The 18707-nt window shown below is 65.8% G+C and carries 16 protein-coding genes; 3 read left to right on the top strand and 13 right to left on the bottom strand.

Going from position 1 to position 18707, the window contains the following annotated elements; translation table 11 throughout:
- The first annotated feature begins 11 nt into the window (after positions 1-11).
- Positions 12-770 carry a 3-hydroxyacyl-CoA dehydrogenase gene (locus AC0IZJ_RS14415; RefSeq protein WP_471850863.1) on the top strand — a complete coding sequence of 253 codons (759 nt, stop codon included), beginning with the start codon at positions 12-14 and terminating at the stop codon, positions 768-770.
- A gap of 64 nt (positions 771-834) precedes the next feature.
- On the opposite strand, the gene AC0IZJ_RS14410 is transcribed toward AC0IZJ_RS14415, so the two are convergent.
- From AC0IZJ_RS14410 to tadA, 13 genes are all read right to left on the bottom strand, one after another.
- The gene (locus AC0IZJ_RS14410) at positions 835-2088 is read right to left on the bottom strand and encodes a hypothetical protein (RefSeq protein ID WP_471850861.1); all 1254 of its coding nucleotides are present in this window, start codon (positions 2086-2088) and stop codon (positions 835-837) included.
- Between the two features lie 83 nt (positions 2089-2171).
- Positions 2172-2609, bottom strand: a complete 438-nt coding sequence (locus tag AC0IZJ_RS14405; protein WP_471850860.1) for an ExbD/TolR family protein — start codon at positions 2607-2609, stop codon at positions 2172-2174.
- A gap of 15 nt (positions 2610-2624) precedes the next feature.
- On the bottom strand, positions 2625-3050 hold the full coding sequence (locus AC0IZJ_RS14400; RefSeq protein ID WP_471850858.1) for an ExbD/TolR family protein: 426 nt from the start codon (positions 3048-3050) through the stop codon (positions 2625-2627).
- 27 nt (positions 3051-3077) lie between these two features.
- Positions 3078-3902 carry a MotA/TolQ/ExbB proton channel family protein gene (locus tag AC0IZJ_RS14395; protein WP_471850856.1) on the bottom strand — a complete coding sequence of 275 codons (825 nt, stop codon included), beginning with the start codon at positions 3900-3902 and terminating at the stop codon, positions 3078-3080.
- An 87-nt stretch (positions 3903-3989) separates the two neighbouring features.
- Positions 3990-4634, bottom strand: a complete 645-nt coding sequence (locus AC0IZJ_RS14390; protein ID WP_471850854.1) for an energy transducer TonB — start codon at positions 4632-4634, stop codon at positions 3990-3992.
- 547 nt (positions 4635-5181) lie between these two features.
- A complete protein-coding gene (locus AC0IZJ_RS14385) occupies positions 5182-5883 on the bottom strand; it encodes a 2OG-Fe(II) oxygenase (RefSeq protein ID WP_471850852.1) in 702 nt (233 codons plus the stop codon).
- A gap of 64 nt (positions 5884-5947) precedes the next feature.
- Positions 5948-8632 carry a TonB-dependent receptor gene (locus AC0IZJ_RS14380; protein ID WP_471850850.1) on the bottom strand — a complete coding sequence of 895 codons (2685 nt, stop codon included), beginning with the start codon at positions 8630-8632 and terminating at the stop codon, positions 5948-5950.
- Between the two features lie 250 nt (positions 8633-8882).
- Positions 8883-10715, bottom strand: coding sequence for an ABC transporter ATP-binding protein (locus tag AC0IZJ_RS14375; protein ID WP_471850848.1), 1833 nt, complete (start codon positions 10713-10715; stop codon positions 8883-8885).
- Positions 10708-12144, bottom strand: coding sequence for an ABC transporter permease (locus AC0IZJ_RS14370; RefSeq protein ID WP_471850846.1), 1437 nt, complete (start codon positions 12142-12144; stop codon positions 10708-10710). The genes AC0IZJ_RS14375 and AC0IZJ_RS14370 overlap by 8 nt, the downstream gene beginning before the upstream one ends.
- Positions 12145-12151: 7 nt before the next feature.
- Complete coding sequence (locus AC0IZJ_RS14365; RefSeq protein ID WP_471850844.1) at positions 12152-13135, bottom strand: ABC transporter permease; 984 nt, start codon at positions 13133-13135, stop codon at positions 12152-12154.
- On the bottom strand, positions 13135-15309 hold the full coding sequence (locus AC0IZJ_RS14360; protein WP_471851174.1) for an ABC transporter substrate-binding protein: 2175 nt from the start codon (positions 15307-15309) through the stop codon (positions 13135-13137). Before AC0IZJ_RS14360 ends, AC0IZJ_RS14365 begins: the two co-directional genes overlap by 1 nt.
- A 183-nt stretch (positions 15310-15492) precedes the next feature.
- Positions 15493-16476: an LD-carboxypeptidase gene (locus AC0IZJ_RS14355; protein WP_471850842.1), complete on the bottom strand. Its 984-nt coding sequence runs from the start codon at positions 16474-16476 to the stop codon at positions 15493-15495.
- Positions 16473-17018, bottom strand: coding sequence for a tRNA adenosine(34) deaminase TadA (gene tadA / locus AC0IZJ_RS14350; RefSeq protein WP_471850840.1), 546 nt, complete (start codon positions 17016-17018; stop codon positions 16473-16475). The genes AC0IZJ_RS14355 and tadA overlap by 4 nt, the downstream gene beginning before the upstream one ends.
- A gap of 42 nt (positions 17019-17060) precedes the next feature.
- Between tadA and pxpB the strand changes: the two genes are divergently transcribed.
- Positions 17061-17699 (top strand): 5-oxoprolinase subunit PxpB, encoded by a 639-nt coding sequence (pxpB, locus tag AC0IZJ_RS14345; protein ID WP_471850838.1) that lies wholly within the window; start codon positions 17061-17063, stop codon positions 17697-17699.
- A complete protein-coding gene (locus AC0IZJ_RS14340) occupies positions 17696-18616 on the top strand; it encodes a 5-oxoprolinase subunit C family protein (RefSeq protein WP_471850836.1) in 921 nt (306 codons plus the stop codon). The genes pxpB and AC0IZJ_RS14340 overlap by 4 nt, the downstream gene beginning before the upstream one ends.
- Positions 18617-18707: the final 91 nt, after the last annotated feature.

Below are 18707 nucleotides of genomic sequence, written 5' to 3'. Positions count from 1 at the left end.
AGTTCCTCACCATGGAAATCGCAGGCAGGGTGTTCATCGTCACCGGCGGCGCCTCGGGCCTCGGCGAAGGTACGGCCCGCATGCTGGCCAGCCACGGCGCCAAGGTTGTCATCGCGGATTTGCAGGCTGAACGCGGCCAGGCGGTCGCCGCCGAGCTCGGCGGCGTCTTCGTCAGATGCGACGTCAGTCAGGAAGCCGATGGTCAGGCAACCGTCACTGCCGCCACGGGCCTGGGCAAACTCGTCGGCCTAGTCAACTGCGCCGGCATCGCACCGGCCATCAAGACGGTCGGCAAGGACGGCGCCCATCCGCTCGCCAGCTTTACAAAGACGATCACCGTCAACCTGGTCGGCACGTTCAACATGATCCGTCTCGCTGCCGAAGCGATGGCGAGAAACGAACCCGAACCGACCGGCGAACGTGGCGTGCTGATCTCGACAGCTTCGGTGGCGGCCTACGACGGCCAGATCGGCCAGGCAGCCTACTCGGCCTCCAAGGGCGGTGTCGTCGGCATGACCTTGCCCATCGCCCGAGACCTGGCCCGCAGCGGCATCCGCAACATGACCATCGCGCCCGGTATCTTCGGCACGCCCATGCTGTTCGGCATGCCGCAGGAGGTGCAGGACGCGCTGGCCGCCAGCGTGCCTTTTCCAAGCCGCCTGGGCACGCCCCAGGACTACGCCAAGCTCGTGCACCAGATCGTCACGAACGAGATGCTGAACGGCGAGGTCATCCGCCTCGACGGCGCGATTCGCCTGGCGCCGAGGTAGGCAACGGCGCCATGAAAAACGGGCCTGGTTCGCACCAGGCCCGTTTCGTTTGCGCGACTGCGGATCAGCGCTTGCGCGACTGGATGATCCACAGGCGGGCCAGATCGGCAGCGCCTTCCGTGCCCTTGACCGACCGCCAGGCGGCCTGGGCCTTGGCGTGATCGCCCGCCAGCTGATACGCCAGCCCCAGATAAAGCTTGGCGTCCTCAGGTCGCTTCAGATTGCCCTTTTCAATGCCTTGCTGGATCTGCTCGATGCCCTTCTTGGCGTTGCCACCGAAGGCATTGCCCAGGCCCAGCGTCACGAAGGCGTTGCCGTCCTTGGCGTCCGCGGCGGCCTTTTCGTTGGCGGCCGCGCCAGCCTTGGCTTCGGCGATCTTCTTGGTCATCAGGTCGGCCAGACGCTTGTGGCGGGCACCTTCGGCGCCTTGACCCAACACGCCGGCAGCCAGACCCTTGTCGACGACCTGCTTGCCTTCTTCAGGAACGCCAGCCTGGGCCGCCAGCTGCGCCATCTCCATGTAGTCCTCGGCGCCACGCGACATGTTGCCGGTGGCCAGGCGCAGGCGGTAGAGGTCCAGCGCATAGCGGCTGCCGTCGAAGCTCTTCTTCTCCGGCAGGCCGCCGAGGATCTGCGCCCACAACTTGGGATCGGGGTAGTAGTTCAGCAGCTTCTCGGTCGCGAGGGCCTCAGCGTTCGTGTCGCCCTTCTTCTGCGCCGCCCAGAGCAGGTTGGTGAGCTTGTCCTTCGCCGGAGCGCGGCCAGACTTTTCGTCGCTTTGGATCTCGGCCAGCGTGTCCTTCAGGAAACCCGTCACGTCGCCCGTCTTGAACTGGGCCTGCTGCTGCACCTGCTTGACCGTCGAGCTGCTGCCACCGGCCGCGAAGTACTTGTTGGCCCAGTCCAGCGCCTTGGCCGCATTGCCGCCACGAAGGTAGGTACCCGCAATGGCTTCCATGTACTGAAATTGCTGCGCCTGCCCCAGCTTGCCGGCACCCTTGAGGGCATCGAATGAACGCACCATCGTGTCGGGCTCGTTCGCGCCCATCGCGGCCGAGAAGCGCACGCCTTCGATGGCATTGTTCTCACCCGCCGTACGGCCGCCGACAGCTTCGGCATCGCGCAGCTTGGCCAGCGCCTCCTTGTACTTGCCGGCCTTGACCAGCTTGCTCGCATCGCCCAGCGGCGTGCCCACTTCCTTGCGGACGGTTTCCTGGGCAGCCGCCTGGCTGAAACCGAACTCGGCGCCGGGCGCGCCGTTCAGGGACAGGGCCAGCGCGCCAACGGCGACAGCCACCACGGTTTTCAAAGTCTTCAACTTGCTCTCCTGCAAAGCAAAAACGCGCCACCCTTTCGGGCAGCGCGCATCAAAGTATCGGCGTCAACTGGCCCGAGACCACGTCACTTGACGTATTGCTCGTTACCAACCATACCCATCTTCTTGACGTTGTGGCGCTGAGCTGAAGCCATCACCGCCGCCACCACGCCGTAGTCGACGAGCTTGTTCGGCTTGATGTGGACTTCAGGCTGCTCGCCGATGGACAAGGCGCCGATTTCCTGCATTTTGGCGTTGACCGCATCCACGCTCGGCAGTGCGTTCTCGTCCCAATAGACGGTGCCGTCGAAGTCGATCATGACCGTATGCACGACCGGCTCCGTCGTAGGCGGATTCGGGCTCGGCGGCGGCATATCCAAGTTGACCGTGTGAAGCTGGATCGGGATGGTGATGATCAACATCACCAGCAGCACCAGCATCACGTCAATCAGTGGCGTCGTATTGACGTCCATCATGACTTCCGGTTCGGCGTCCGGCGACGCACTTCCAACATTCATTCCCATGCTTGACTCCTGGGATCAGTTGCGAGCCGGCGGCTCGGTGACGAAGTTGATCTTCATGATGCCGGCGCGCTGGCTGGCGAAGATCACACGACCGACCGACTCGTAGCGGGACTTGTCGTCGCCGCGAATATGCACCTCGGGCTGCGGGTTCTTGACCGATTCCTTGCCGAGGCGCTTCACGAGCTCCTCCATGTCGGGAACCAGCTTCGTGCCCCAATAGACGTCGCCGTCCTTGCTGACCGAGATTTCGATGTTTTCCGGCTTCGTGACGCGGACCTGGTTGGTCTCCTTGGGGAGATTCACCGCGATCGATTGCGTCACCACCGGCACGGTGATGAGGAAGATGATCAACAGCACCAACATCACGTCCACGAGGGGCGTGGTGTTGATGGTCGAGACGACTTCTTCATCGCCGGAGGAGGATCCGACGTTCATGCCCATGGCTTGGCTCCTTTGAGCGGGCTGGGCTTAGCGCTTGGAGACCGAGCGGTTGCCCATCAGCACGCCATGCAGATCGCCCGCGAAGGAACGGACCTGGCTCATGACGCTCTTGTTGCGGTTGACCAGCCAGTTGTAGCCCAGCACGGCCGGCACGGCGACGAACAGACCGATGGCGGTCATGATCAGCGCGGCGCCCACAGGACCGGCCACCTTGTCGATGGACGCCTGACCGGCCAGACCGATGGCGGTCAGCGCGTTCAGGATGCCCCAAACCGTACCGAACAGGCCGATGAAGGGAGCGGTCGAGCCGACGGTAGCCAGGAAACCCAGGCCGGCGGAGATCTTGGTATTGACGTCGGCAACGGCCCGGTCGACGTTCATCGTCACCCAGCTGCTGTGGTCGATGTTCTCGGTAAGGGCGCCTTCATGGTGCTCCGAGGCGTCGATGGCGGCAGTGGCGATGTAGCGGAAGGCGCTTTCTTCCTTCAGGCTCTTGACGCCGTCGGCCAGGCTGGCCTTCTTGAAGAAGGTGGCGCGGACTTCCTTGGCTTCCGAGGCCAGCTTGCTCGTGTCCCACAGGCGCACGACGAGGATGTACCAGGAACCCATGGACATGATGCCCAGGAGAATCAGCACGGCCTGGTCGACGACGTTGCCGTGGGCAAGGATGTTCGTCAGGCTGTAGGGATTGTCAGCAGGCTTGGAAGCAGCGGCAGCCGGAGCGGCGGCGGCGTCGACCATGGCGGCCGAGGCAGCGTCGGCCGGCTTCTGATCTTGCGCGTGGGCAGGCGAGATGGCCAGGGTTGCGGCCATGGCGATAGCGGCAAGGAAGCCGGTGATGCGAGAAATCATGGAGTCAACTCCTAGGGAAAGATTCTGGTTTGATACGTTCTGGATGCGCCGCTGAAGCACGGCGCCAGCATTCGAGGCGAGTGTTTCTTATTCGATCTTGAACTGGAACTCCTGCTCGAACACATGATCGCCCGGGCATTCGTAGGTTTCCTGGAGCGTCCGCGTGATCTCTTGAGTCATGGCGCGCTGCGCCTTGCGGTCCACACCGCCGCGCAACGGCGTAATTTCCACCGACGTGACGCGACCGGCCTTGACGGTGGCGACAGCCTTGTAGAGCGCTTCGCCGCTCCAGTTCATGGAAGGTGTCTCAGGCTTGGACATCTTGGTGCAAACCATGCCGGCCGTGACCTTGGCAGGCCGCGGCGCAGCCACCGGAGCGGCCGGTGCGGCGGCGGGCGCCGGACGGATTTCGCTTACCGCCGGCGGTGCGACCTGCGTCGACGCAATGGCTGGGGCCGGCGGTGCGGGCGCGGTCACCTGGAATTCAGGCGGCGGCACGAAAGGCGGCGGCGGAGCCTTCAGGTCCGGTGGCGGCGGCACGACCTTTTCGGGCGGCGGCGGCGGCTTGACCTTTTCTTCGATCACCTTGACGTCGATGGGGCCGGTGACTTTCTTGACCAGATCCTTCGCCAAGCCGCTGGCCAGCGCGTAGATGGCCACCACGTGAATCAGGACAACGATGCCAAAACCCGTGAACCGGGACGCGCCCGGCTTCTCCTGCGCAAAGTTCATGCGCGCTCCTTCTTGCAACTACAAATCACAGTCAATGACTCTCTGGAAAGTGGCCACTGTGCAATGGCGGAAGTTGCGCTCCTGCCGTCGACTAGCCGCCCCTGAAGGGCACGCATTCTAGATCGCGGGAAACACGCACCCACCTCTTGGAAACACGCAGTTGCCCGGGGTTGCAAGGATTCCCTCGCACCTGTTCTGGCCAAAAAAAACGCCCGGTGGCAAAGCCGTCGGGCACGCATTTCATCGCCACGAACCAGGTGCGGAAAAACCACACCTCCGGCCAAACTTGGCCATGTCGTCATCTTATCCCCACGGTTCTCCCCCCCTCTTGGGGCTAACCCGGACAGACGAAACAGGGTGATTACAAGCAATGATTGTCAAAAGAGCAATTGGCGAGGGGCCCTGGAGGCGGTGCTCGAGTGTGGAAAGCCAAACAGACGCTTTTCAGCGATGCTCATGCGATTGAAGAAGCGTTACCCGGGCCGGAAGAACAGCGAGTTACGTAAGGTGCCGATCTCGCCCGAATTTCACCCCGCCGTGACCGTCTTCATGCAGCAATTAACCAACCTGTAATGGCCTGACGTTCGCCTCGAGCGAAGGGCGGCACATAGGAAACGAAATGGGTTTGCGGCACCGAAAAAAGTGCGAGCGAATTGAAGTGCGGAAAATAACTTTCGCTAACCGTTCCGTCCGGTTCACTGAAGTTGAGCATGCCTCCCCAGTCGGGACGCCATTGGCGGGTCAGGTTGATGACGTAGGCCAACCGGCGGTCCTCGGCGTCGACATGATCATCGTGCGCGACGAGAAAGCTGCCAGGCGCATACATGGTGGCCTGGGCATACACGCGGGTGATCGATTGATCCCTACTGATGTCGCGCATCACTGACAAGAAGGCTTCACCGGCCATCCAGCGAATGAAGCGTGAAAGCAGCCCGGTCTCACCACGATTCATCGCGTCGGCAAGGGACTCGGTAAAGAACGAAAACTGGAACTGGTGCCGAGCGACTTCGGCAATCTCTTCGACCAGGTGGGCTCGTTGCGCCGGGCTAAGCCCACGCAGTTGATCACCCGTCAGCCGCCGGTCGCCTTGTACGTCCCGGTACGAAAGGCTCCAATCGACCGCCTCTACGGCGCGCGCCAATGCATCAGCAACTTCCGGGGTGAAAAAGTTGCGAATGAGCAGGCGGCGGTCGCGGCCGAACGCCGCGCGCAGCTGACTCAGATCAAGGGCCGAGTTGATGTAGTCCATGGAAGATTGAACGTCAATGAAAAGCAGGCCCGAAGGCCTGCCTGAACTGCTCTGCCGATGAAGATCAGAACTTGTAGTTGGCGCGCAGATAGAAGCTGCGGCCCTTGACGTCGGCGTAGGTCGGGTCGAAGGCAACCTGGAAATAGTCTTCCTGGACCGTCGTCGGCGGCTTCTTGTCCAGCAGGTTCAAAACGCCGGCTGTGAGAATCAGGTTCTTGATGCCTTTGTACTGACCCTGCAGGCTCCACAAGTCGTAGTGGGGCACATGACGCACTTCGTCATAGTCACGGTAGCCGCTCTGGCGGAAGTACCGCACGCCGGCCGCCCAGGCGCTGGTATCCCAATCGACGCTGTAGTTCTGCTTGAAGCGAACCACCGGGCCCCCACGCAGATACTTGCCCAGCGTGTCCTCAACCTCGCCCGTCACGACGTTGGTCTCGCTGCTCTTGGTCACGACAGTGCCTTCCCAGCTCGGCGTGAAGCTGCCGAAGTCCGTACGTACGCGGTAGCGTGCGGACAGATCAAAGCCCGAAACTTTGGCCTGGCCGACGTTCTCGAGCGACGCCTCGACGTGATCCAGATAGCCTTGGGCGTTCTTGATGAGCCGATTCGAGTAGACCGAGCTGCTGGTCGTGCTCGTCGGGCTGGTCCGGTGCGAGAACCAGTCTTTCAGGATGTCGTCGCCGGTCAACGTCTTGATGCCGTCGGTGATCTTTATGTTGAAGTAGCCCAGCTCCAGCGAGAGGTCCTTGACCGGTTCGAAGACAACGCCGACCGTGGCGGTCTTGGACTTCTCAGGCTTGAGGTTGCGGTTGCTGTTGTTGACGGCTGTCAGCTGCGTGTCGCAGTAGTTCGGATTCGGAACCGCCGCGCAACCAACGAGAGAGTCGTAGTACGGGTCGGTGAAATTGCCGCCGGTATTCGTACCCGCTGCAGGTGCGTACAGGTTGTCCAACGCAGGCGCGCGGAAGCCCTTGCCCACCGAGGCGCGAACCAGCAATTCTCTGGTCGGCGTCCAGCGGATGCTGAACTTCGGGCTGGTGGAAGACAGGTTGGGCGAGGTGAATGCGCCGTCGCGGGACTCGCCCTTGGTGCCGGTATAGCGGTCGGCGCGCACTGCGGCGTTCAATTCGACATTCTTGATGACGGGCAGGATCAACTCGGCGTAGAAGCCCATCGTCTTGCGCTCGCCGCTCACCTTGCCGGCGTTGCCCGACCCACCCACGATGTCGCCGGAGCCGGCGATATCGGAGTAGCCGTCCAGATATTTTTCCTTGCGGATGTCCAGACCAGCGGCCACTGCGGCGTTGCCACCAGCCAGCGCGAAGAGCTCGCGCGACAGCGACACGTCGAACGCATTCAGCGTCGTCTTCGACGAGCGGTTGTTGCCCGAAAGCTCGGCTTCCTTCAACAGCGCCAGACCAGCGGCATCGTTGGGACCGAAGGGATTCACGTTGCCGGTCTTCAGTACGCGCACCAGTTGGGTGTCGGAGAAGTTGCCGGTGAGGAAGTCCTCGCTGGCCTTGGACGTTGCCTTCATCAGGCCCACTTTGTAGTCCCAGCCCGCGAACGTGCCCTCAGCGCCGACGAGGGCACGGGTCATGTCGTTGGTCACTTTGGTCAAGCGTTGGCCGCCGTCCACCATGCGCCACGCAATGATGAGGTCACCTCGGTAGCCAGCACTGCTGGATGCGTCCACGGCCGCCGTGGGGTAGTACTTGCCGCCACCGGGGTAGAGATAGTCGTCGCGGCCCGTGGTGCTCGAAGGCGTCTGGGAGGAGCCGAGCGTGATCTCGTTCTTCGAGTAGGACAGCTCGGCAAACAGCAGGTGGTCAGAGCTCAACTCGGCAGTGCCACGCAGCAGGCCGCCCATGCGCTTGGACGCGGGGACGATGTCAATCTTGCTGGTGTAGTCGTAACGGCAGTTGGCGCCACCAGGGAAGCTGTCGGGCGGCACGCAGGTCGGGAACTTGGCGACGCCGGGAATGTAGGCTCCCGTCGTGCCGTTGTATGCGTTGGCCGGGAAGGTATTGCCTGACGACTTGATGACGCCGATATCAGGGCGATTGCCGGTCTTTGCAAACTCGCGATCCGCCGCGTGGATCACGTCGTATTTCTGGTAGCTGAACGTGCCCAGGATATTGAACTTGTCCTTGGCCAGGTCACCGAAGCCGATACCGCCTTGCAGCGAAGTGACCTTGCCGCCGGTGTCCTGCGGCTGCTCGTAGCCGGCGGTGAAGTCACCGCCACGGAAGTCCTTGCGCGTGATGAAGTTGATGACGCCGCCGATGGCATCGGAGCCATAGGTCGAAGAAGCGCCGTCACGGAGGATTTCAATGCGCTCTATGGCAGCCAGGGGGATGGCGTTCAAGTCGACGCCAGCGCCAGCGAAGGGGTAGATCGCCAGACGACGGCCATTCAGCAGCACAAGGGTGCGCTCACGACCCAGGCCCCGCAAAGAGGCGCCGGTCTGGCCCGTGGCGGCAGAGTCTCCAATTGACTCACCCAGAGAGCGACCACCGCCATTGTTCGAGCTGAGGCGGTCGACGAGTTCCTGGACGTTTGACGCACCGGACTTGTCGATGGATTCGCGCGTGACGATGGTCAGTGGCACCGCAGTTTCAGCGTCGATGCGCTTGATGCTTGAGCCGGTAACCTCGATACGTTCGAGCCTCTGCGCTTCCTGGGCCAGCGCGCTCGTAGCGGCCAGCGCAAGAATGGCGCCCGTGATGGTGGTTTTTTTGAACATTGAAACTCCTATGAAGAGAGTGGGCCCGCCGTGGTGTACGGCGGTGCTGGCCCGGGTGGGGCCAATCCCTGGGCTGAGCGATAGGCTCAGATTTGGGCTGCGCGAAGTTTGTGCGGTCGCAGCATGGGCCTCGCCCGGTAGATGCCCCTACGCTGTAGGACTTCAAACGTAAATCGTTGATTTCAAAGGGATTTCCGGCGTTTCTCACTCTAGGGGCCAAACCCTAGCGTTGCCGCGACGCGACGCGACTTCAAACGAAGCTGACAGCAAGCTGAGGCACTGCCGCCAGCAAGTCCCTTGTATAGGCTTCACCAGGTTGGCCCAGCACAGCGGGACAAGAGCCCTGCTCAACGATTCGGCCCGCGCGCATCACGGCGATGTCATCGGCGATGTATTCGACGACGCCGATGTTGTGGGTGATGAAAAGGTAGGCCAGGCCCTGCTCGCGCTGCAGGTCGCGCAGCAGGTTGAGGATCTGCGCCTGCACGGACACGTCCAGCGCGGATGTGGGCTCGTCGCAGACGATGAGCCTGGGTTCGACGGCCAAGGCCCGGGCAATGGCGATGCGCTGGCGCTGGCCGCCGGAGAACTCGTGCGGCCAACGCTGCAGCGCTTCGCGGCGCAGGCCGACCTGGTCCAGCAGCGCGTGCAGGCGCTCACGGCGGCCAGCGGCGTCCAGTTCGGGGCGCAGCGCGATCAGGCCCTCCTCCAGCACCTCCGCGACACGCATGCGCGGGTTCAGAGACGCGAAGGGGTCCTGGAAGATGATCTGGATGCTGCGCCGGGCCTTCAACAGGGCGGCGCCTTCGAGCCGAAACAGATCCTGGCCGTCGAACAGCGCCTGGCCCTTGATCCGGGCCTGGCGGCGCAGCAACTGGACGACGGCCTTGCCGGAGGTCGTCTTGCCGCAGCCGGATTCGCCCACCAGCGCCAATGTGCGGCCGGCGTGGAGCTGAAAGCTGACACCGTCGACCGCGTCGAAGTGGCGCGGGCCACGATGCAGGAGCGGCGTCTTCAGTGCGAAGCGCACGTGCAGATCTCGCACGTCCAGCAGCGGGGCGCCCTGCGCCGCCGACAACGCTGGCAAAGCCTTGGGCACGGGGACCTCGCGCGGCAGCGCCTCACCGGGCTGGCTGTAAAGCAGGCAGCGCACCTGGTGCTGCGGGCCTTCCTCGGTCAGTGCCGGCGGCGTGCTGGCGCAGTGGCGCATGGCCTGGTCACAACGAGGCGCGAAGCGGCAGCCGGAAAAGTCCAGCCACAGCGGCGGCACGGTGCCGGCGATGGCCGCCAGCGGCTCGCCGCGCCGAGCGGCGTCGGGCAGGGCCTGCAGCAGCAGGCGGGCATAGGGATGCTTGGGATGGGCGAAGAACTCGGCGGCTGGCGCGACTTCGATGATCTGACCGGCATACATCAGCGCCACGCGATGGGCCATGCCGCTGACCACGGCCAGGTCATGCGTGATGAGCAGCACACCGAGCTGCCGCTCGCGCTGCAGGTCGCGGATGAGGTCGAGGATCTGCGCCTGGATGGTCACGTCCAGCGCCGTGGTCGGCTCGTCGGCGATCAGGTAGTCGGGCTCGGCGGCCAGCGCGATGGCAATCATGACGCGCTGCTTCTGGCCGCCGGACAGGCGGAAGGGGTAGTCGTCGATGCGGCGCTGCGGCTCAGGAATGCCGACACGCGCCAGCCAGTCGATGGCCTTGGCGCGCGCCGCCGCCCCGCGCAGCGGCGTATGGGCTTCGATGGCTTCGACGATCTGGTCGCCCACGCGCATGACCGGGTTCAGGCTGGTCGATGGCTCCTGGAAGATCATGGCCATCCGCCCACCCCGAACCTCGCGCATGCGGCTCTCGGGCAGAGCCAGCAGGTCCTGGCCATCGAGATGCACGGCACCGCTGGCGACGCGGCCGCTCTCTGGAAGCAGGCGCATCAAGGCCAGCGCCGTCATGCTCTTGCCGCAGCCGCTCTCGCCGACCAGCGCGAAGGTCTCGCCGCGCGCCAGGCTCAGACGCATGCCGTCGATGGCGCGCACCAGGCCGGCATCGGCGTCGAGTTGGACGTGCAGGTCGGCGATCTCAAGCATCGGCCGCTCCCCGGCGCACGAAGACGCGCGGCCGCGCCGAGCGGGCCTTGGGGTCGAAGGCGTCCCGAACGCCGTCGGCAAACAGGTTGGCCGCCAGCACCAGGCCCACCATGAAGCCGAAAGCCGCCGCAAAACTCCACCAGACGATGGGGTCACGCGACATCTCGGCACGGGCCAGGTTGATCATGCTGCCGAAGCTGCTGGTGGTCGGGTCCACGCCGACACCGACGTAGGTCAGCACGGCTTCGTAGAGGATGAGCTCGGAGAAGCTCAGCACGACCGTGATGAGCACCAGGTGCATCACATTGGGCAAGATGTGGCGGGCCATGATGCGCAGGTCGCCGACGCCAAAGGCCGTCGCGGCCTGCACGTAGTCCAGCTCGCGCAGCTTCAGGGTCTCGGCGCGCACCAGCCGGCACAGGCCGGCCCAGCCGGTCAGGCCGAGGATGAGGCAGAGCATCAGCATCTTCAAATCCGAGCGCTCGGCGGCCGTCTCGAAGAGCTCGGGGTTCTTGTCGAAGAAGACCTGCACCATCAACACGCAGGCCGCAATCAACAGCACGTTGGGCACGGCGCTCAGCGTCGTGTAGAGGTACTGGATGGCCTCGTCCACCCAGCCCTTGTAGTAGCCGGCCAGCACGCCCAGCAGCAGCGCCAGCGGCAGCGTGGCCAGCGTGGACAGCGCACCGATGACGAACGCCGTGCGCACACTCTTCAGGGCCTGCACGAGGATGTCGTTACCGGTGCGATCCGTGCCGAAGACGTGGTACTGCGGCATCAGCGCGATGGCGGGGCCGGCCAGCAGCAGGATGACCGTCAGCATGATGAGCACGGCGCGCAGCGGGTAGACGGTTCGGTCGGCGGCGAGGTCGGCCAGCGCATGGCGCCAGCCGTGGTGATGGCGAGCCAGCGCGGCGGCGGTCAGTGCGACAAGCAAGGCGGCAATGGCAGCCCCACAGGCCATGCCCAGCGCGGCACGGCGGGCCACGTCGCCGGCCCATTGCGCGGCCGGGTCGCTCAGGTGGGCGCCGCCGAACTTCAGGCGTGGATAGTCGCGCCCGGCGCGGCCCTGGGCATCGACGAAGCTCTCCTTGTTGAAGCCATGCGTGCCGAGCGGCACCGAGTAGCTGACCTCGCGCATGGCAACCTGGCGCGCCAGCAGCAGGTCCAGCGTCGACAGCGTTCGGGTGTCGTAGACGACGCTGCCATCGGTGGTCGCCAGCGCAGGCCGCAGGTGCACGCTGTCGACCAGCGTGACGAGCAGGAACAGCGCCATGACGACACCGGCGCTCGCGGCGATGGGGTCGCGCAGCACGCGGCGCCAGGTGCTGCGCAGGTTGGCCTGGGCCCTGACGCGCAACGCGTAGACGACGACGGCGACCACCATCAGCCACAGCGCGAGGTCGGTCCAGAGCAGGACGAACTTCATAGCAGCCTCAAGCCAATCGGACGCGGGGATCAACCCACGTGTAGGCGATGTCGATCAGCGCATTGCTGGCGATGTAGAGCAGAGCGCCGAGGAACACCATCGTCCGCACGATGGCGAAGTCCTGCCCCGTGATGGCCTCGATGACGAAGGCGCCCAGGCCCGGGATGCCGAAGAAGCTCTCGAAGACGAGGCTGCCCAGGAAGACGTAGGGCAGGTAGCTGCCGGCGCTGGTGATGATGGGGATCAGCGCGTTGCGCAGCACGTGGCGGCTCAGCACGCGGCCTTCGCTCAGGCCCTTGGCGCGCGCCGTGCGCACGTAGTCCTTGCCCATCTCCTCGAGGAACATCGCCCGGTATAGGCGCGCCTCGCCGCCCAGCCGCGACAGCAGCGACAGCAGGATCGGCAGCGCCAGGAAGCGCACCGCGTCCAGCCCCGGCGCGAAGCCGTTCATGGGCACCAGCTTGAGCAAACGCGCGAACAGGAACTGGCCGACGATGATGTAGAACAGGCTGCTGATGGACAGCATCAGCACGCACAGCACGACGCCCCAGAAGTCGATGCGCGTGTGTCGGAAGAACACCAGCAGCAGCGAGAAAGCGATGCTGACGATCACCTGCAGGAGGAACAGCGGCAGCGCCAGCGCGAGGCTCACGCCCATGCGCACCTTGACCTCGTGGCCGATGTTGACGGCCTGGCGCGCATCGCTCTTGCCGAATTCCAGCGCGAACAGGCTGACCGAGCGCTCCCACAGGATGGTGCGCGTGAACTGCTCGGCGCCTTGCCGGCTGTCGTCGAAGTAAAGCGGCTTGTCATAGCCGCGCTCGGTCTTCCAGGCCTCGATCTGGGCCTGCGTGATGCGCTTGCCGCCGATGTTCAAGCGCGCCATGTCGTCGGGCGTGTTGACCGAGAAGAACAGGAAGAAGGTGAAGAGATTGACGCCCACCAGGATGGCCAGGCCGTAGCCCACGCGGCGCAGCATGAACCGCAACATCAGGCGGCCTCTGCTTTCACGACGGCCGTGGCCATCTCTCGTCTGCGCCAGGCACGCCGCGTGGCGATGTAGATGGCCAGCCCCCCACCGGCCAGCACCAGCAGCGGCCACCAGACCGGCTGGTTCCACGCGGCAACCTTGGCGGCGCGCTCGTTCACGTCCACACGCAGATAGCGCGCCCGGTCCCGCACGACGACGCCCGGCTTGCCGTTGTAGACCCAATGCTGGAAGGCCAGGCCCGAATAGCTCCAGTAGCCCCAGGCCCAGGGCGCATCGCGGCGCGCCAGGTCGTTCATCTGCGCCATGACGCTGGCCTTCTCCGGGCCGTCCTCCAGCGCCTGCAGCCTGCGGAACAGGCGGTCGAACTCCGGGTTGGCGTAGTTGGCCGTGTTCTCACCCTCGTGCAGGCTCTTGGCGTTCGGCCCGTAGAGCAGGAAGAGGAAGTTCTCGGCATCGGGGTAGTCGGCAAACCAACCCCACCAGAAGATCTGGTGCTTGCCCTGGCGGATCTTTTCCTGGAACTGGTTGAAGTCGGTCGCACGGATGTCGAGCTGTATGCCGAGCTTGGCGAACTGGCGCACCATCCAGTCGTTCTGCGCCTTCAGCTCGGGCGTGATGACGCGCTGGAAGTCGTAGTTCAGCACCAGCGGCCTGCCCGTCTTCACGTCCCGCCCGCCGGGGTAGCCGGCCTGCTCCATCAGCAGATGAGCCTCGGCCAGCGGCCGGCGCTCGACCTTGCCGCCCACCAGCTGGTGCGTGACCGGGTTGAACTCGCCTGGCTGCGCTTCCTTGGACCCGAACACGCCCGGCGGGATGGGCCCATGGGCCGCGTCGCCGCCCTGGTCGCGGAAGATGCGGCCATAGCCCTCTTCCCAGTCGATGGCGATGGAGATGGCCTGGCGCAGCGCGCGGTTGCGCCGTTGCTGCTCCGGGGTGTCGCCCTGGCCGACGACCGGGTCCAGCCAGTTGAAGCCCAGGTACCAATTGGTGATGTCGACATTCATCGGCAGCCGGAAACCGCGCTGCTCGAAGAAGGCACGCACCGCGTCGGAGTCGTCGCGGTCCACGGCGAGGTTCACGCCCCAGTCGGTCCGGTCCATCTCGGGCAGGTCCAAGTAGCCTTGCTTGAACAGCTCCTTGACGGGCACCTTCTCCTTGACGTTGATGGCCACGACCTTGTCGACGAAGGGGATGCGCTTGCCGCAGTCCGCCAGCAGGCCCGCCTCGGCATCGCCCTCGCTGCCGTCGCAGGGGTAGGTGTCGGCCCTGTAGTTGGGGTTGCGGCTCATGAGGTGCCGGCGGTCCTGCACGTATTCGGTCATCATGAAGGGGCCACTGCCGACCGGCCAGCGGTTCCAGCCCAGCGAGTTGGCCGCCATGCCGGGCTGGGCGTAGAAGGCGTCCACCTCCCACGGTATGGCCGCCGTGAAATTGGTGGCCAGCCAGTACTGCCACTGCGGATAGCGGCCCTTGAGGCGGATGCGCAGCAGGTGGCTGTTGATGGCCTCGGCGCCCGCCAGCGGCCAGCGGCGCAGGTCCAGGAAGGGCTTGTCGGCCAGGTTCTGGGGCAGGCCGGCAAGCTGACTGGCGTTCTCGCGCTTGACCGTGGCCATGTAGTCCTTCAGCCCGATGACGTGCTCCGAGAACACCGCCGCCACGGGGGCGTCCAGGCGCGGGCTGGCATGTCGCTTGAGCGCGTAGACGAAGTCCTCCGCGACGACCTCGCGCGTGGCCAGCTGCTTGAAATCGAAGGGGCTGCGCCTGCCGCCCAGCTCCCCAGGCTTGAGCTGGTGATAGAGATAGTTCCCCTGCGCGTCCCTGGCGAAAGCGGGGTGGGGCGACCACTTCAGCCCCGGGCGTATGGGCACGTCGTAGACGGCCTCGGCGATCTGCTCGTCGGGCGCGTCGTCGGGCAGGCGCCGGCCCTGCGCGTCGAGGTAGTAGGGCTTGGCCAGCGCGTCCGCGGCGCGCGGGATCAGCGTGTAAGGCCGCTTGAGCGGGTGGTAGCCGTAGGGCGGCTCGCTGATCTCGTAGACATAGGTGCTCTCGGGCGCCGTATAGGACGAGGTCGGGTCCAGGTAGCGTGGCGAGCGCTCCGAGAAGGCCATGTAGAGCGTGTTCTCGCGCTCGGCACCGAGTGGATGCGGGCTGTTGTTGCAGCCGGCCAGCAGCATGAACGCAAATGCGCCCAAGACTGCCTTGACCCAACGAACTGCACCCAAGAAGACGCCCTCAAAAAACGACGCCCCGGCGCAAACCGAGGCGATGGCGGGATCATAGAGGGGCAACTCGTCTATACAGGCCGGGCTCCCGTGAGAGCGCGGCGTGGAAAACCCGGAGTGGGTTCAGCAATTGGCTCAGTGATGGTCGTGCCCGCAGTCGTCGCCGCAATCGTCGTCGTGCTCATGCGCGCCATGCGCCAGCCGCGGGTCGGACTGCCAGCCCACGATGGCCTCGCGGCCCTGCACGTAGAGCTCCACCGTGCCGCCCACCGGCAGGCAGACCTTGGTGCGCACATGGCCGAAGGGCAGGCCAGTCAGCACCGGCGTCTTCGTCCGCGCGCGCAGCGCGGCGACCGCGTCCTTGAGGCCGTAGCCCCGGTCGTTCGGCGTCTTGGGCGCGCCGCTGAAGTCGCCCAGGAGCACCGCCGCCTGGGCGTCGATGACACCCGCCTGCTGCAGTTGCAACAACTGGCGCTCGACGCGGTAGGGATGCTCGTTGACGTCTTCCAGGAACAGGATGCCGCCCTTGACCCTGGGCCAGTGCGGCGTGCCCAGCAGCGAGCACAGCACCGTCAGGTTGCCACCCCAGAGCCGGCCGCGCGCTTCAAGCCCGTCGAAGCCGCCGGTCGGCTCGCGGAAGCCCACAGCTTCGAGAGCACCACTCATGGCTTCGAGGAAACAGTCGCGCGTGACCTCGTCGACGCCGCCATCCGCATCGCTGCGGCCGAAGTCGTCGCAAGCCAGCGGGCCAGACCACATCGCCAGGCCCTTGTGGCGGGCGATGAAGCCGTTTTGCAGAGCGGTCAGATCGCTGTAGCCCACCCAGCGCGTGCCCTGCTCCACGCTGTTGGCGATGCGGCCCCACTCGATCTGGTCCAGCAGCCGCGTCATGCCGTAGCCGCCTCGGGTGGCCAGCGCGATGGACGGCGCGGCATCGGCGATGCGGTGCAGTGCAGCCAGGCGCGTGGCGTCATCACCGGCAAAGCGCTGATGCCTGGCCAGCGCATCGGCGTCCGTGGTGACCTCAAAGCCCAGCTGCGCCAGCCGCTTGGCGGCACGCTTCAGCGGCTCGGCCTTGGGCAAAGCGCCGGCCGGTGTGAACAGGGTGAGCGTCGTCATGGGGTGTCGTCCAGGTGCGTGGCTTCGCCGGTCGGAATAAGGCCTTGGCGCTCGGCACGGCGTGCACGCGCGGCCTCGCGGCGTTCAGCGAAGAACTCGCGCAGCAGCTTGGCGGAGGCGTCAGCCATCAGCCCGCTTTCGATGCGCGTGTGGTGGTTGAGCTGGGGCTGGGCGAACAGGTCGATGACCGACCCCGCCACGCCCGTCTTGGGGTCGGGCGCCGCGAACACCACACGCTTGAAGCGCGCATGCATGAGCGCCATCGCGCACATGGCGCAGGGCTCGAGCGTGACGAACAGCTCGCACTCCGGCAGGCGGTAGTTCTCCAGCAGCGAGGCCGCATGGCGCAGGGCCACGATCTCCGCGTGGGCGGTCGGGTCGTGCGTCGTGATCGGCCGGTTGTAGCCGGTGGCGACCACCTGGCCGTGCCGGGTGATGACGGCACCGACGGGCACCTCGCCGACCAGCCAGGCGTTCTGCGCCTGGTCGAGCGCAAGCCGCATCGCGTACTCGTCGGCGGGCGTGAAGAGGGGCTCGGTCATCAGGGGCGGCAGTTTAGGTGACGCCCATGGCATGCTGGCGGCATGAGTGACTTGTCGGTCCATCCCCTCGGCGAAACGGCGCTGTGCTGCACGCTGCCGGCGCCGCTGTCGCTGGAGCAGCAGCAACGCATCTGGCAGCTGGCGGCGGGCCTGGCCGACATGGACGGCGTACAGGAACTGATCCCCGGCATGAACAACCTGACCCTGTTGTTCGACCCTCTGCATACGGACCCCGCAGAATTGCGGGCGGCCGTGATGACCCTGTGGGCCAAGCCGCCGCGCCGCCAGCAGCTTGGCCGGCTGGTCGACATCCCTGTGATCTACGACGGCCCCGACCTTGGCGACGTCGCGTTGCACTGCGGGCTCAGCGTCGACGAGGTCGTGCACCGCCACACCGAGGGCGACTACGTCGTCTATTTCATCGGCTTCCAGCCCGGCTTTGCCTACCTCGGCGGGCTGCATGAATCGCTGCACACGCCCCGCCGCGCCGAACCGCGCGTGGCCGTGCCGCCCGGCAGCGTCGGCATCGGCGGCGCGCAGACCGGCATCTACCCGCTGGCCACGCCGGGCGGCTGGCAGCTCATCGGCCGCACGTCGCTGGCCCTCTTCGACCCCCAGGCCGAGCCGCCGACGCTGCTGGCGCCGGGCGACCGCGTGCGCTTCGTGGCCGCAAGCGAATGATCGAGATCCTGCGCGCCGGCCCGCTCGCCACCGTGCAGGACCTCGGCCGCCCCGGCTGGCGCGACCGGGGCCTGAGCCTGTGCGGCGCGCTGGACCATTTCGCGCTGCACGCCGGCAACCTGCTCGTCGGCAACCCGCCCGGCGCGGCCGGCCTGGAGTTCACGCTAAGCGCGGCCACGCTGCGGTTTCATGCGGACGCCTGCATCGCCGTCACCGGCACCGATGCCGACGCCAGCCTCGACGGCCGCCCGTTGCGCGCCTGGTGGCGCCAGCACGTGCGCGCCGGCCAGACGCTCAAGCTCACCGCGCCGCGCGAGCGCATGCGCAGCTATGTCGCCATGGCCGGCGGGCTGGACTTGCCGGCCGCGCTGGGCTCGCTCAGCACCGATCTCAAGGGCGGCTTTGGCGGGCTGGACGGCCGAGCGCTGCGCGATGGCGACCGCTTGACGCTGAACGCTTCGCCTACCCTGCCCGCACGCAGCGTGGGCATGCGCCCTCCCGAGTGGAGCCCCGCAGTGCGCGTGCTGCCTGGTCCCGAGCACGAGGACTTCACGGCGGCAGCGCGCGAGGCCTTCTGGGCCGCCGACTGGACCATCACGCCGCAGAGCAACCGCATGGGCTATCGCCTCGCCGGCCCGCAGCTTGAGCGCGAACGCGGCGAGGAGCTGGCCTCGCACGGCGTGCTGCCCGGCGTCATCCAGGTGCCGTCGTCGGGCCAGCCCATCGTGTTGCTGGCCGATGCACAGACGACGGGCGGCTACCCCAAGATCGGCGTCGTCATCCGCGCCGACCTGTGGAAGCTCGGCCAGCTGCGCCTGGGTGCTCGGCTGCGCTTCCTGCCGTGCACGCCCGCCGCCGCCGTGGCGGCGCTGCGCGAACAACGATTGCTGCTGGACCAGATGAGGATTGCGCTGTGAACCTAGATCCGGCGGTGGGCGCGCCCGAGGGCCTGGCGAGGCGGGTCGCTGGCAAGGCGCGCCGACGCAGTGGGCTCTTGCCCACAAGAAG

The organism is Roseateles sp. AC306, from assembly GCF_979253795.1.
Note: the sequence above shows the minus strand (reverse complement) of the source record. Positions and strands in the feature narration are given on the sequence as shown.

Coding starts and splice junctions, on each gene's coding strand:
- AC0IZJ_RS14415 (WP_471850863.1), top strand. CDS start 12: ATGGAAATCGCAGGCAGGGTGTTCATCGTCACCGGCGGCGCCTCGGGC.
- AC0IZJ_RS14405 (WP_471850860.1), bottom strand. CDS start 2,609: ATGGGAATGAATGTTGGAAGTGCGTCGCCGGACGCCGAACCGGAAGTC.
- AC0IZJ_RS14400 (WP_471850858.1), bottom strand. CDS start 3,050: ATGGGCATGAACGTCGGATCCTCCTCCGGCGATGAAGAAGTCGTCTCG.
- AC0IZJ_RS14395 (WP_471850856.1), bottom strand. CDS start 3,902: ATGATTTCTCGCATCACCGGCTTCCTTGCCGCTATCGCCATGGCCGCA.
- AC0IZJ_RS14390 (WP_471850854.1), bottom strand. CDS start 4,634: ATGAACTTTGCGCAGGAGAAGCCGGGCGCGTCCCGGTTCACGGGTTTT.
- AC0IZJ_RS14385 (WP_471850852.1), bottom strand. CDS start 5,883: ATGGACTACATCAACTCGGCCCTTGATCTGAGTCAGCTGCGCGCGGCG.
- AC0IZJ_RS14380 (WP_471850850.1), bottom strand. CDS start 8,632: ATGTTCAAAAAAACCACCATCACGGGCGCCATTCTTGCGCTGGCCGCT.
- AC0IZJ_RS14375 (WP_471850848.1), bottom strand. CDS start 10,715: ATGCTTGAGATCGCCGACCTGCACGTCCAACTCGACGCCGATGCCGGC.
- AC0IZJ_RS14370 (WP_471850846.1), bottom strand. CDS start 12,144: ATGAAGTTCGTCCTGCTCTGGACCGACCTCGCGCTGTGGCTGATGGTG.
- AC0IZJ_RS14365 (WP_471850844.1), bottom strand. CDS start 13,135: ATGTTGCGGTTCATGCTGCGCCGCGTGGGCTACGGCCTGGCCATCCTG.
- AC0IZJ_RS14360 (WP_471851174.1), bottom strand. CDS start 15,309: ATGCTGCTGGCCGGCTGCAACAACAGCCCGCATCCACTCGGTGCCGAG.
- AC0IZJ_RS14355 (WP_471850842.1), bottom strand. CDS start 16,476: ATGACGACGCTCACCCTGTTCACACCGGCCGGCGCTTTGCCCAAGGCC.
- tadA (WP_471850840.1), bottom strand. CDS start 17,018: ATGACCGAGCCCCTCTTCACGCCCGCCGACGAGTACGCGATGCGGCTT.
- pxpB (WP_471850838.1), top strand. CDS start 17,061: ATGAGTGACTTGTCGGTCCATCCCCTCGGCGAAACGGCGCTGTGCTGC.
- AC0IZJ_RS14340 (WP_471850836.1), top strand. CDS start 17,696: ATGATCGAGATCCTGCGCGCCGGCCCGCTCGCCACCGTGCAGGACCTC.